Consider the following 12,090-nt stretch of genomic DNA (forward strand, 5'->3'; position numbering starts at 1 on the left):
CGGCGACGTGCACGCCGACGCCGATCCGCCCCATCAGACTCTCCCCATCGGCTCCCCTGCGGCCGACCAGCACCGTAGCGCGGGGAGAATCGTTGGATCAGGGGTCGGGACCGTCCTACCCTGTTCGCCTTATGGGTCAGACCCAGCACCTCTCCCAAGCGGCCTACGACCGCCTGAAGACCGAGCACGACGACCTGACGACGCGGGGCCGCATCGAGATCGCCCGCAAGATCGAGACGGCACGTGAGCTCGGCGACCTCTCCGAGAACGGCGACTACCACGCCGCCAAGGAGGAGCAGGGGAAGATGGAGGGCCGCATCATCCAGCTGGCCTCCCTGATCGAGAACGCCGAGATCGTGGAGGCCGCCGAGACCTCCGGCGCGGTCGGCCTGGGCACTGTCGTGGGCATCCGCTACGAGGGCGACGACGACGTCGAGCGCTACCTCATAGGCTCGATCGAGGAGCGCCACGACGACCTCGACGTGATCAGCCCCTTGTCGCCCCTCGGCAAGGCCCTCCTGGGCGCCGGTCCCGGCGAAGCCGTGAGCTTCACCGCCCCCACGGGCGCGAAGCTCCAGGTCACCGTCGTCTCGGTCGACTAGCGGTCGACCAGCGCACCACCGGCGCACCACCCCACGGATGTAGAAGAAGAGAAAGTTGGCAACGATGCCGCAGCCCCGCACCCTCAGCCAGAAGATCTGGGACCGCCACCTGGTGGACATCCCCGGCGGGGGCGACGAGCCGGACCTCCTCTACATCGACCTCCACCTTGTCCACGAGGTGACCTCCCCGCAGGCGTTCGACGGGCTGCGGCTGGCCGGGCGCCCGGTGCGCCGCCCCGACCTCACGGTGGCGACGATGGACCACAACGTCCCCACCAGCGACATCTCGCAGCCGATCGCCGACCCCATCTCCAAGCAGCAGATGGACGTCCTCGCCCGCAACTGCGCGGAGTTCGGCATCACCTGCTACCCGATGGGTGACCCGGGCCAGGGCATCGTCCACGTGATCGGGCCGGAGCAGGGCCTCACCCAGCCCGGCATGACCATCGTGTGCGGCGACAGCCACACGTCCACCCACGGGGCGTTCGGGGCGCTGGCGTTCGGCATCGGCACCAGCGAGGTCGAGCACGTGCTCGCCACGCAGACCCTGCCGCAGGGCCGGCCCGGCACGATGGCGGTCACCGTCGAGGGCGAGCTGCCCGAGGGCTCCACCGCCAAGGACGTGATCCTCGCCATCATCGGCCGCATCGGCACCGGCGGCGGCATCGGCTCGATCATCGAGTACCGGGGCTCGGCCATCCGGGCGCTGTCGATGGAAGGCCGGATGACGGTCTGCAACATGTCGATCGAGGCCGGCGCCAAGGCCGGGCTCATCGCCCCCGACGACGTGACGTTCGCCTACGTCGAGGGCCGCGCCCACGCCCCCACGGGCGCCGCCTGGGAGCGGGCGCTGGAGGACTGGCGGTCGCTGACCACCGACGAGGGTGCGGCGTTCGACAAGGACGTCCTGCTCGACGCCGCGCTGATCACCCCGCACGTGTCCTGGGGCACCAACCCCGGGCAGGTCGTGCCGATCGACGGCGTGATCCCCGAGCCGGAGAGCTTCGCCGACCCGGGCGACCGGCAGGCCGCCCAGCGGGCCCTGGAGTACATGGACCTGAAGGCCGGGCTGCCCATGCGGGACGTCGCCGTCGACACCGTGTTCATCGGCTCGTGCACCAACAGCCGCATCGAGGACCTGCGGGCCGCGGCGGCCGTCGCCGAGGGTCGCCACGTCGCCGCCAAGGTGCGCACGCTGGTGGTGCCGGGGTCGCACGCGGTGAAGGCCCAGGCCGAGGCCGAGGGGCTCGACAAGGTGTTCACGGCGGCCGGGTTCGACTGGCGGGAGCCGGGCTGCTCGATGTGCCTGGCCATGAACCCCGACAAGCTGGCCCCCGGCGAGCGCTGCGCCTCCACCAGCAACCGCAACTTCGAGGGACGCCAGGGCCGCGGCGGCCGCACCCACCTCGTCTCCCCCGCCGTCGCCGCCGCCACCGCCATCCGCGGCACCTTCGCCACCCCCGCCGACCTCTGAACGTCAGGAAGCACCCCCGATGGATCCCGTCCGCATCGTCCAGGGAACGGCTGTGCCGCTCGACCGGTCCGACGTCGACACCGACCAGATCATCCCCTCCCACTGGCTCAAGCGGGTCGAGCGCACCGGCTTCGGGCGGGGCCTGTTCTCGACGTGGCGCGACGACCGCGACTTCGTCCTCAACGACGAGCGCTACGCCGGTGCGAACATCCTCGTGGCCGGCCCCAACTTCGGCGTCGGATCGTCACGGGAGCACGCCGTGTGGGCGATCGTCGACTACGGCTTCGCGGCGGTGGTGAGCCCCCGCTTCGGCGACATCTTCCGCAACAACGCCACCAAGAACGGCCTCGTCCCGGTGCAGGTGCCGGCCGAGGTGGGCGAGGCGCTGCTGCGGGCGATCGAGGCCGACCCCACGCTCGAGGTGACCGTCGACGTGGAGCGCCGCACGCTGTCGGCCCCGGCCGCCGGCATCGAGTGCGAGTTCCCGCTCGACGACTCCACCCGTCATCGCTTCCTCGAGGGCCTCGACGACATCGCCCTCAGCCTCCGCCACGCCGAGTCGATCGGCAGCTACGAGCAGACCCGCCCCGACTGGCTCCCCACTGCGTCGATCGCAGCTACGTGAAGGCCGGCGCCCGCTGACCGTTCAGCGACTGGCGCAGCACGACGGTGGTGCCCGTGCGGGTGCTGGTGACGTCGACGTCGTCGACGAGGACGTGCATCAGCGCCAGGCCCCGCCGCGACACCGCGTCGGGAGCCGGCATCTCCATGAGGGTCGGCACGTCGAAGCCGGCGCCGCTGTCGGTCACCGTGACCGTCACCGATCCGTCGTCGATGTCGACCGCCACCTCGTAGCTGGCGCTGTCCGAGTGGAGGATGGCGTTGTTGCAGGCCTCCGCGCTCGCCAGGACCAGACGGTCGAGGAGCTCGCCGGCGATGCCGTTGCGTCGCAGCTCGGCGGCCACCACCGCCCTGACGCGCGGCACCGTGTCGGCTCGACATCGGAAGGTCTGCGAGACACCACGGCCCATCGAACGACGCCCTACCCCTCGACCCCTTGCACAAACCTGACCAGAGGTGGCGGCGTTGCCACCCAGCGAGATCGGCAAGACGCGCTCGGCCGGCCTCGGGGATCTACAGTCAGTTCCAGTTCACTTCGCCCCAGCACTCCTTGCAGTCAACCCCGAGAGGCACCATGGACGCCAGTTACGCCGTCCAGTTGATCGTCCCCGCGGAGCCCGGCTCCGCGCGCCTGGCCCGGCTCGTCGCCGCGGCGCTGGCGGCCGACGCCGACTTCAGCGTCGACGACACCGAAGACCTGCGGGTCGCCGTCAGCGAGCTGGTGGCGCTGCTGGTGGAGGGCGCCGAGGACACCGACGATCAGGTGTCCCTCAACTACCTCCGTGGCGCGAGCTCGGTCGAGATCACCGGCCAGCGGGCCCTGAAGGGCACCAAGGACGGCCTCGACGGCTCCGACCCCGACGACCTCGCGCTCGAGATCCTGCGCGTGGTGGTCGACGAGCACACCTACGAGCACGACGGTGCCGGCCGCCACTTCCGGCTCCTGAAGAGGGCACGCGCGGACGTATGACCGAGACGCATCGCTGGGATGGTGCCGAGCTGGATCAGCTGTTCCGTGACTATCGGCAGAGCGGCGAGCGTTCCCAGCGCAATCGGCTCGTGGAGGCCCACCGGGGCCTGGCGGCGTCGATCGCGCACGACTACCGAGACCGTGGCGTCGAGCTGGACGACCTCGTCCAGATCGCCATGCTCGGCACCCTGAAGGCCGTCGAGCGGTTCGAGCCGGAGCGGGGCATCCCGTTCTCGTCGTTCGCCAGCCGCACGATCAACGGCGAGATCAAGCGCTACTTCCGCGACCGCACGTGGGCGGTGCGGCCGCCCCGCAGCGCCCAGGAGCGCCACCTCGACCTCCGGCGGACCTCCGCGGCGATGACGCTGCGCCTGGGCCGGGCGCCCAAGGTGGCGGAGCTGGCCGAGGAGCTGGGCCTCACCACCGAGAACGTGCTGGAGGCGATGGAGGCCGGCGCCGCCTACCGGGCCACGAGCCTCGACGCCCGGCGTCCCGGCGACGAGGAGGGGCTGACCCTCGGCGACCGCCTGCCCAGTGAGGAGGCCGCCAGCCGGCCCGCCGAGGTGCGGGTGCTGGTCGGCCAGCTGCTCGACACCTTGCCCCGGCGCGAGGCGGAGATCCTGCGCCTGCGGTTCTACGACGAGCTCACGCAGACCGAGATCGCCGAGCGCGTCGGCATCAGCCAGATGCACGTGTCGCGGCTGATCCGCCGCTGCCTGCTCGACCTCCGCGCCCACCTGGAGCGCTAGCCCGCGCCGCGCCGGGCAGCGCCTCAGCCGGCGTCGGCCTCCGAGGCCTTCGCCTCGCCGTCCGGCTCGACGTTGAGGAGGTTGTCGAGGCGGGTGAGGCTGAACAGGCTCAGGACGTGACGGGGCGCGCCCTGCACCACGAAGTGGGCGCCGTGCGACTCGGCGAAGTGGTGGACGGCGACGAGCGCCCCGAGCCCGCTGGAGTCGACGAAGCCGACCTCGCGCAGGTCGAGCGCGATCGTGCGCGATCCCTCCTCGACCATCCCGGCCAGGCGTCGTTTCACGTCCTCGGAGGTGACGATGTCGAGGTCACCCTCATGGCGCACCGTCGACGGGCTCTCCTCGGAGGACACTTCTTCGAAAGACATGGCTGTCGCCATATGACCTCTCGCTCGGGCGCTCCCACCCATGCGCTCTGCCGCCCGGGATCCGCCCGGGTTCACGGGCGTGGAATTTACCCCAGCCAGTCTTCGAGGCGTGGGAGTTCATCAGACCGTAACCACGCATCGAACAGTGGCGTCAGGTCTTGACCCGCCACCTCCTCGGCGAGCGCCTCGAAGTCAGCGGTGGTGGCGGTGCCCCCGCCGTAGCGCTCCACCCACTGCTGCAGCAGCTCGAAGAAGGCCTCGTCGCCCATCTGGTCGTGCAGCACGTACAGCGTGAGGCCGCCCCGGAAGTACACGGTGGCGTCGAACAGGTGGTCGGGGCCGCCGGGGTCGGCCGGCGGCACGTCGAGGCCCTCGTAGAACGTGGCCTCCTCGGTGAGCCGGTCCATCGTCGACTCGCCGGCGTGGTCGAGCCACAGCCACGAGGCGTAGGTGGCGAAGCCCTCGTTGAGCCAGATCTCCTGCCACGACGCCAGGCTCACCTGGTCGCCGAACCACTGGTGGGCCAGCTCGTGGGCCACCACCTCGGCGGTGACGTTGGCGGGGAACAGCGACAGCGTCTGGGTCTCCAGGGCGAAGCCGATGTCGTCGTCGACGACCACACCGCCGGCCACGTCGAACGGGTAGGGGCCGAAGCGCTCGGCGAAGAAGTCGACCATGTCGCCGGTGGCGGCCATGGGCGGGGCGCCGGTGGCGAGCACGTCCTCGTCGATGGCGTGGCGCAGCGTCACGCCGCCGGGGCTGATGCCCTCCTGGAACTGCAGGTTGGCGATCACCACCTGCACCAGGTAGCTGGCCATCGGCTGCGGGGCGTCGTAGGTCCACGACTTCGTGCCGGCGTCGGCGTCGTCCTCCACGGACGTCTGCGTGCCGTTGGCGACCACGTCCAGCTCGGCGGGGGCGGTCACCGTGATCGTGTAGCCGGCCTTGTCGGACGGGTGGTCGTTCACCGGGTAGAAGCCGTGGGCGCCGTCGGGCTGGCTGGCGACGTAGACCTCCCGGCCGTCGTCCACCCAGCCGCCCAGGCCCGGCAGCAGCCCCGGCAGCGACTGCACCTCGCCGCCGTAGGCGATCTCGACGGTGAACTCGGCGGCGGGTGCCAGGGGCGCGGCGGGGGTGACCACCAGCTCGTGCTCGCCGGTGCGCTCGGTGGTGGCGGTCTCGCCGTCGACCTCGGCGCTCTCGATCTCGAGGTCGCCGAAGTCGAGGTCGAAGCTCGACAGCGGCTGCTCGGCGGTCACCGTTGCGGCGATGGTGACCCGACCGTCGAGGCGGGGGCCGTCGGGCTGCCAGTCCAGGTCGAGGTCGTAGTGCTCGACGTCGTAGCCGCCGTTGCCGAGCTGCGGGAAGTACGGATCGCCCACGCCCTCGGCCCCGGGCGCGGCGTCGACGTCGCCCTCGTCGCCCTGGTCACCCTGGTCGCCGGCGGCGCTGTCGTCGGTCGCACCCGAGCCGCCGTCGCCATCGTCAGCGGTCGGAGGGTCGGACCGGTCGCTGCCGAGCGCGCCCTCCCGCTCGCTGGCGCACGCCACCAGCGCCAGGACCACCGCCATGGCTACGCGGGACCGCCACATCAGCCGCGCAGCATGGCACACCACCGCGCCCGGGTCGGAGCACGGCGGTGTGCCGTTCGAGCGGCTACTGGGTGCCCCGCCAGGCGTAGGCCATGACGATCCCCATCACGTCCTCGTACGGCTGCGAGTTGTCGTAGCGCGAGGTCACCGAGAACGTGTTGCCCTGCGTCACCAGGTTGTGGGCGATGCAGCGGTCGATCGACCCCGGCGACGCCCCCGGGTGCGAGTGCTCGTAGTGGGCGACCATCCGGCACTCGGTGCCGTTGCTGTTGTTCCGCAAGGTGATGTCGATGCCACCGCCGTGCAGGTGGCCTCCCATCCCGACGGCGATGCCGGTCCACGGAGCCGTCCACGTGCGGGTGTTGGTGTGCACGCTGTCGGGACCGCCGTTGCCGGGCACGTCGTAGGTGGAGTTCCCGCAGCCGGTGACGTCGAGGAAGAACGGTGTCACGGCCCGCGTGTTCTGCGCGGTCGCGCCCGGCTGGTAGCCGACCTTGTACTGGATGTACACCTGCTGCGGCGTCGTGCTCTCGTTCATGACGTGCCAGATGGCGTTCCACTGGTCGTTCGCGCCGACCATGTAGGCGTACGGGTCCGGCATGCGGATCGGCGTCCGCTCGCTGCCCGAACCGGCGAAGCGCTCCGGCCAGTTGCTGCAGAACTGCGACTGCCGCGCCGGGTTCGTCATCACGACGTGGTGCAGGTGGGCGGCGCTGTGCGGCAGCGAGTTGCCGTTGGCGTCGACCAGGTCGAAGTCCATGGTCTTCAGGCCGAACGCCCCGGCGGGGCGCGGCAGGTTGGTGCCGCTGGAGTTGGACTCGTCGCCCGGCTGCCCCGCGGGTGCAAGGTTGAACGGACCGACGCGGTAGGTGCCGTTCACCACCTCGCCACCGCCCGGCGGTGCGTTCGTCAGCGGTTCGCACGCGGCCGCCAACGGCACGAGCAGTCCGAGCGCGCCGAGCACGGCGAGCCTTCTGATGCTGGCTCTTCTCATCGTTTCTCCCCCGAGATCGATGTTCCCCCGGCGGGAGCGTACGACTTCTCGTCGGCGTCAGCCGAGAAGGTCCGACGACATCTGGTCCAGCGTGGTGTGGAGGCTGGGGACGTCGAAGGCGAAGACGACCACGACCGCACGGTCGACGCCCAGGTCCTCGTAGCGGGACAGGGCGTCGCGGTCGACCGGGTTGAAGTAGGGGCAGATGGTGACGGAGAAGTCGTCGTCGGTGCGGGAGCGGCCCTCGGCGGCGAGGGCCCGGTCGAGACGCTCCAGGGCCTCGGGCACCTGGTCGGGCGTGCGGTTGAAGCCGTACCAGCCCTGACCGATGCGGGCCGCCCGCCGGAGCGCGGCGTCGCTCTCGCCGCCCACGATGACCGGCGGGTGCGGGCTCTGCACCGGCTTCGGGTACAGCCGCGCCTTCGGCAGCGTGTACAGCTCGCCCTCGTACGACGAGACCTCCTCGGTCCACAGCGCCTTCATCACCGCGAGGTGGTCGTCGGTCCGCTGCCCCCGGCGCTCGAACGGCACGTTCAGCGCCTCGAACTCCTCCCGCAGCCACCCCGCGCCCACGCCGAACTCGACGCGGCCGCCCGACAACACGTCGAGGTCGGCCACCTGCTTGGCCGTGTACACCGGGTTGCGCTGGGCGACCAGGCAGATGCCGGTGCCCAGGCGCAACGTGTCGGTGACCGCAGCCAGGTAGGTCAGCGCGGTGAACGGCTCGAGCAGGCCCGTGTCGCCGCCCCCGGGGAACTTCCCGTCGGCGGCGTACGGGTACTCGCTGTCGTAGTCGTCGAAGAGCACCACGTGCTCGGGTACCCACACCGACTCGAAGCCGTGCTCCTCGAGAGCCGGCCCGAGGGCGCGGAGGAACGTGGGGTTGGCGCTGAAGGCCGCCAGCGGGACGAAGGCACCGATCTCCATGGACCGGCATTCTGTCTTCGCTGAGCCGGCTATGCCCGAGTCAGCGAAGACAGAACGGTTCAGCGGTGGCGGTTCACGGCGGACACGACCGCCCGCAGCGACGCCGTCTCGATGCTCTCGTGCTTGCCGATGCCCCAGCGGACCGTGCCGTCGGCGTCCTGGGTCTCGACGTAGGCGACCGCGGTGGCGTCGGAGCCGGCACCGACGGCGTGCTCGCTGTAGTCGACCACGTCGATGTCGATGCCCAGCTCGCTGCGGACACCGCTGACGAACGCCGCGATGGGCCCGTTGCCCTGCCCGGTCACGGTCACGTGCTGGCCGTCGACCAGCAGCTGCGCCGTCACCTTCGACCCCGACTCCCCGGTGTTCGACTCGTGCGACACGAGCTGCACCGGCGCATCCTCGGCCAGGTACTCGCCCTGGAACGTGTCCCACATGTGGGCGGGCGTGATCTCGGTGCCGGTGTCCTCGGTGATGCCCTGGATCGTCTTCGAGAACTCGATCTGCAGGCGGCGGGGCAGGTCGAGGCCGTGCTCGGCCTTCATGATGTAGGCGACGCCACCCTTGCCCGACTGGCTGTTCACCCGGATCACGGCCTCGTAGGAGCGGCCGACGTGCTTCGGGTCGATGGGCAGGTACGGCACGCCCCACTCGTCGTAGTCCTCGCCGAGCGCGTCGAAGCCCTTCTTGATGGCGTCCTGGTGGCTGCCCGAGAACGCCGTGTAGACGAGGTCGCCCACGTACGGGTGCCGGGGGTGGACGGGCAGGCGGTTGCAGTACTCGGCCACCCGGCGCAGCGCGTCGATGTCGGTGACGTCGAGCTCGGGGTCGACACCTTGGCTGAACAGGTTGAGGGCGATCGTCACCAGGTCGACGTTGCCGGTGCGCTCGCCGTTGCCGAACAGCGTGCCCTCCACCCGGTCGGCGCCGGCCATCACGCCGAACTCGGCGGCGGCGACGGCGGTGCCCTGGTCGTTGTGGGGGTGCAGCGACAGGACCACCCGGTCGCGGTGGGGGACGTTGCGGTGGAAGTACTCGATCACGTCGCCGTAGATGTTGGGCGTGTACATCTCGACGGTGGCCGGCAGGTTCATGACCAGGCCGACGTCGGCATCCGGGTCGATCACGTCGAACACCGCCGAGCAGATCTCCACGGCGTAGTCGATCTCGGTGCCGGTGAAGCTCTCGGGCGAGTACTCGTAGCGGACCTTCGTGCCCGGCACCGTGTCCTCCAGCTTGCGGGACAGGCGGGCGGCGTCGGTGGCGATCTGGGTGATGCCGGCGTAGTCGAGCCCGAAGACCACCCGGCGCTGCAGCATCGACGTGGAGTTGTAGAAGTGGACGATCGCCTCGCGGGCGCCCTTGATCGACTCGTAGGTGCGCTCGATCAGCTCGGCCCGGCACTGGGTGAGGACCTGGATGGTGACGTCGTCGGGGATCAGGTCCTCGGTGATCAGGTCCCGCACGAAGTCGAAGTCGGGCTGGCTGGCGGACGGGAAGCCGACCTCGATCTCCTTGAAGCCCATCTGCACGAGGGTCTCGAACATGCGGCGCTTGCGGGCCGAGTCCATGGGGTCGATCAGGGCCTGGTTGCCGTCGCGCAGGTCGACCGAGCACCACACGGGCGCCTTCTCGATGCGCTTGTCGGGCCAGGTGCGGTCGGTCAGCTGGAACGGGGCGAGCGGCTGGAACGGCACGTACTTCTCGAACGGCATCCGTTTCGGCGTCACTGGCTGGGGAGGCATCGCGGTGGGTTCCTTGCTGTGGGGTGGGCCTGAAAACTGAAAAGCCTCCTGGCCCGGTGGGGCGCAGGAGGCGGACGAGCACCTATGTGCGGTGCTCGTCTTACGTAAGGAGGAGGCGGCGCAGCGAGTGGCGCACGTCGTCCAGGAACATGTCAGCCATCGTGCACCGCTCCGGCGGCCGGGGTCAAGGCGGTTCGGCGCTTCCTGCGGAGGAACGGCTGTTCCACGATCCGGTAGGACGCGTAGCTGACGGCGAGCGCTGTCGTGAGGCCGACCGCGAGGCGGACCGGGCCGGGCCAGCCGGGGTCGCGGCGCTCGATCGTCCAGAAGATGCCGTAGTGCCACACGTAGACGGAGTACGAGATGGTGCCGAGGAACACCAGCGGCGGCCAGGCCAGGGCCCGCGGGAGCGCGCTGCCGGCATCGGCGCGCAGCGCGCCGACGATCGCCGCCGCGGCGCACAACGCCAGCACCGTGTAGAGGCCCTGGTAGAGCGACCGGTCGTAGAAGCGGGTGGTGTACGAGGTCACGAGGAGGACGCCGAGGCCCAGGACCCCGGCGGTGAGCGCCAGCCGCTCGCGCACCCGGTCCAGCCAGCCGGCGCACCAGGCGACCCCCACGAGCGAGCCGACGAACGGGGCGTCGAGGCGGGTCGACGACGACAGGTAGAGCTGCAGCCACGGCTCGCCCTGCGCCAGCAGGTGGGCCCGCCACACGGCGACGGCCAGCACCAGGCCGGCCGTCAGCAGGGCAATGCGCCCGTACGACCAGCGCGCCCGGCTGACCGCCCACAGCACCACTGCCCACAGCACGTAGAACTGCGCCTCGATCCCGACCGACCACATGTGGCCCACCTCGGTGACCGTGCCGTGGTCGGTGCCGAACAGCCACCGCACGGGCGGGGCGTCGCCGTGGACCATGTGGACGTTGCCGGTGAAGGTGAGCACGTAGACGCCCTCGGCGAGCACGTCGCGCAGCAGGAGGCGGTCGCCGACCAGCGCCAGCACCACCAGCGCTAGCGCCAGCGCGACCACCACCGGCCCGAGCCGCAGCACGCGCCGCCGGGCGAAGGCCCGCAGGTCGATGCGACCGGTGCGCCGCTGCTCGCCCAGCAGCAGGGCGGTGATCAGGAACCCGCTCAGCACGAAGAACAGGTGGACGCCGAGCGGCCCGCCCGGCGCCAGCCAGCCGCGGGCCTCCGGCCACAGCGAGTTCCCGGAGTGCACGCCGAGCACCAGGGCGATGGCGATCCCCCGCAGCCCGTCGAGCGGCGCCAGGTGCGGCAACCGCCCCACCCGCTCCTGCTCCCCCGCTTCGACCCCGACCCCGCGCGCGACCGTCGTCATCGCCGTCTTCCCCATCCCCACGGGCGTGGAGGTTAGGTGCCGGACCGACGCCGCGACGGTTCGATACTTGTCAACTCCTAGATCAATCATTAAAATGATAAAAGTGTTAGTCCGGAAAGCGATCCGGACCACGCCAAAGGGGGGACCGATGGCCGAGCCGCTGTTCGACACCACTGACGTCGATCGCTGGGTGGGAGTGCCGCTGGGCGGCGGCTTCCTGAAGGACCCGGTGCACCCGAACGACATCCGGCGCTGGGCCCAGGGGATGCAGAACCCGAACCCCCTGCACTACGACGACGCCTTCGCCGGCGAGAGCCGCTTCGGCCGTCTCGTGGCGCCCCAGTCGTTCTCGGTCGCCACCGACGTCGGGCACGGCGCCACGCCGTCGATCCAGGGCACGGTCCCCGGCTCCCACATGATCTTCGGCGGCGACGAGTGGTGGTTCTTCGGCCCCCGCATCGAGCCGGGCGACCGCATCAAGCAGGAGCGGATGCTCTTCGACTACAAGGTCACCGAGACCAAGTTCGCCGGCCCCACGATGTTCTCGCGGGGCGACACCACCTACATCAACGACCGCGGCGAGATGATCGCCAAACAGCGGTCGACGTCGATCCGGTACCTGGCCGAGGAGGCCCGGAAGCGGGCCCAGTTCTCCGAGCAGGAGGACCCGGTGTGGAGCGACGAGGCGCTCGACGACCTCGA

Annotated in this window: 13 protein-coding genes; 6 read left to right on the forward strand and 7 right to left on the reverse strand. The window is 70.6% G+C overall.

The window, feature by feature from the left end; genetic code table 11:
- The first annotated feature begins 131 nt into the window (after window positions 1-131).
- From greA to leuD, 3 genes are all read left to right on the forward strand, one after another.
- The gene (greA, locus tag VK611_11135) at window positions 132-602 is read left to right on the forward strand and encodes a transcription elongation factor GreA (GenBank protein HMG41876.1); all 471 of its coding nucleotides are present in this window, start codon (window positions 132-134) and stop codon (window positions 600-602) included.
- A gap of 64 nt (window positions 603-666) precedes the next feature.
- On the forward strand, window positions 667-2,076 hold the full coding sequence (gene leuC, locus VK611_11140) for a 3-isopropylmalate dehydratase large subunit (protein HMG41877.1): 1,410 nt from the start codon (window positions 667-669) through the stop codon (window positions 2,074-2,076).
- Window positions 2,077-2,095: 19 nt separating this feature from the next.
- Window positions 2,096-2,701, forward strand: a complete 606-nt coding sequence (leuD, locus tag VK611_11145; protein ID HMG41878.1) for a 3-isopropylmalate dehydratase small subunit — start codon at window positions 2,096-2,098, stop codon at window positions 2,699-2,701.
- On the opposite strand, the gene VK611_11150 is transcribed toward leuD, so the two are convergent.
- Window positions 2,694-3,062, reverse strand: coding sequence for an ATP-binding protein (locus VK611_11150; protein HMG41879.1), 369 nt, complete (start codon window positions 3,060-3,062; stop codon window positions 2,694-2,696). The genes leuD and VK611_11150 overlap by 8 nt on opposite strands.
- 209 nt (window positions 3,063-3,271) lie before the next feature.
- Between VK611_11150 and VK611_11155 the strand changes: the two genes are divergently transcribed.
- Together VK611_11155 and VK611_11160 are read left to right on the forward strand one after the other, a co-directional pair.
- The gene (locus VK611_11155; protein ID HMG41880.1) at window positions 3,272-3,667 is read left to right on the forward strand and encodes an ATP-binding protein; all 396 of its coding nucleotides are present in this window, start codon (window positions 3,272-3,274) and stop codon (window positions 3,665-3,667) included.
- A complete protein-coding gene (locus VK611_11160; GenBank protein HMG41881.1) occupies window positions 3,664-4,416 on the forward strand; it encodes a SigB/SigF/SigG family RNA polymerase sigma factor in 753 nt (250 codons plus the stop codon). The genes VK611_11155 and VK611_11160 overlap by 4 nt, the downstream gene beginning before the upstream one ends.
- A 23-nt stretch (window positions 4,417-4,439) precedes the next feature.
- Here VK611_11160 and VK611_11165 read toward each other — a convergent pair whose 3' ends face one another.
- The 6 genes from VK611_11165 to VK611_11190 form a co-directional block, all read right to left on the reverse strand.
- Window positions 4,440-4,784, reverse strand: a complete 345-nt coding sequence (locus VK611_11165) for an STAS domain-containing protein (GenBank protein ID HMG41882.1) — start codon at window positions 4,782-4,784, stop codon at window positions 4,440-4,442.
- An 86-nt stretch (window positions 4,785-4,870) separates the two neighbouring features.
- Window positions 4,871-6,355 (reverse strand): M1 family aminopeptidase, encoded by a 1,485-nt coding sequence (locus tag VK611_11170; GenBank protein ID HMG41883.1) that lies wholly within the window; start codon window positions 6,353-6,355, stop codon window positions 4,871-4,873.
- An 85-nt stretch (window positions 6,356-6,440) separates the two neighbouring features.
- Entirely contained in the window at window positions 6,441-7,370 is a 930-nt protein-coding gene (locus VK611_11175; GenBank protein HMG41884.1) for a hypothetical protein, read from the reverse strand.
- A 57-nt stretch (window positions 7,371-7,427) separates the two neighbouring features.
- Window positions 7,428-8,297 (reverse strand): LLM class F420-dependent oxidoreductase, encoded by an 870-nt coding sequence (locus tag VK611_11180; GenBank protein ID HMG41885.1) that lies wholly within the window; start codon window positions 8,295-8,297, stop codon window positions 7,428-7,430.
- A 59-nt stretch (window positions 8,298-8,356) separates the two neighbouring features.
- Window positions 8,357-10,012, reverse strand: a complete 1,656-nt coding sequence (gene leuA, locus VK611_11185; GenBank protein ID HMG41886.1) for a 2-isopropylmalate synthase — start codon at window positions 10,010-10,012, stop codon at window positions 8,357-8,359.
- A gap of 182 nt (window positions 10,013-10,194) precedes the next feature.
- Window positions 10,195-11,403, reverse strand: a complete 1,209-nt coding sequence (locus VK611_11190; GenBank protein HMG41887.1) for an acyltransferase — start codon at window positions 11,401-11,403, stop codon at window positions 10,195-10,197.
- Window positions 11,404-11,536: 133 nt separating this feature from the next.
- On the opposite strand from VK611_11190, the gene VK611_11195 reads away from it, so the two are divergent.
- A partial coding sequence (locus tag VK611_11195; GenBank protein ID HMG41888.1) for a MaoC family dehydratase N-terminal domain-containing protein occupies window positions 11,537-12,090 on the forward strand: 554 nt, incomplete at its 3' end.

Source organism: Acidimicrobiales bacterium (genome assembly GCA_035316325.1).
GTDB lineage: Bacteria > Actinomycetota > Acidimicrobiia > Acidimicrobiales > VFJN01 > DASXTK01.

Bases quoted from the DNA above. Each gene is read 5' to 3' on its own strand.
- greA (HMG41876.1), top strand. From the start codon at position 132: ATGGGTCAGACCCAGCACCTCTCCCAAGCGGCCTACGACCGCCTGAAG.
- leuC (HMG41877.1), top strand. From the start codon at position 667: ATGCCGCAGCCCCGCACCCTCAGCCAGAAGATCTGGGACCGCCACCTG.
- leuD (HMG41878.1), top strand. From the start codon at position 2,096: ATGGATCCCGTCCGCATCGTCCAGGGAACGGCTGTGCCGCTCGACCGG.
- VK611_11155 (HMG41880.1), top strand. From the start codon at position 3,272: ATGGACGCCAGTTACGCCGTCCAGTTGATCGTCCCCGCGGAGCCCGGC.
- VK611_11160 (HMG41881.1), top strand. From the start codon at position 3,664: ATGACCGAGACGCATCGCTGGGATGGTGCCGAGCTGGATCAGCTGTTC.
- VK611_11165 (HMG41882.1), bottom strand. From the start codon at position 4,784: ATGTCTTTCGAAGAAGTGTCCTCCGAGGAGAGCCCGTCGACGGTGCGC.
- VK611_11170 (HMG41883.1), bottom strand. From the start codon at position 6,355: ATGGCGGTGGTCCTGGCGCTGGTGGCGTGCGCCAGCGAGCGGGAGGGC.
- VK611_11175 (HMG41884.1), bottom strand. From the start codon at position 7,370: ATGAGAAGAGCCAGCATCAGAAGGCTCGCCGTGCTCGGCGCGCTCGGA.
- VK611_11180 (HMG41885.1), bottom strand. From the start codon at position 8,297: ATGGAGATCGGTGCCTTCGTCCCGCTGGCGGCCTTCAGCGCCAACCCC.
- leuA (HMG41886.1), bottom strand. From the start codon at position 10,012: ATGCCGTTCGAGAAGTACGTGCCGTTCCAGCCGCTCGCCCCGTTCCAG.
- VK611_11190 (HMG41887.1), bottom strand. From the start codon at position 11,403: ATGGGGAAGACGGCGATGACGACGGTCGCGCGCGGGGTCGGGGTCGAA.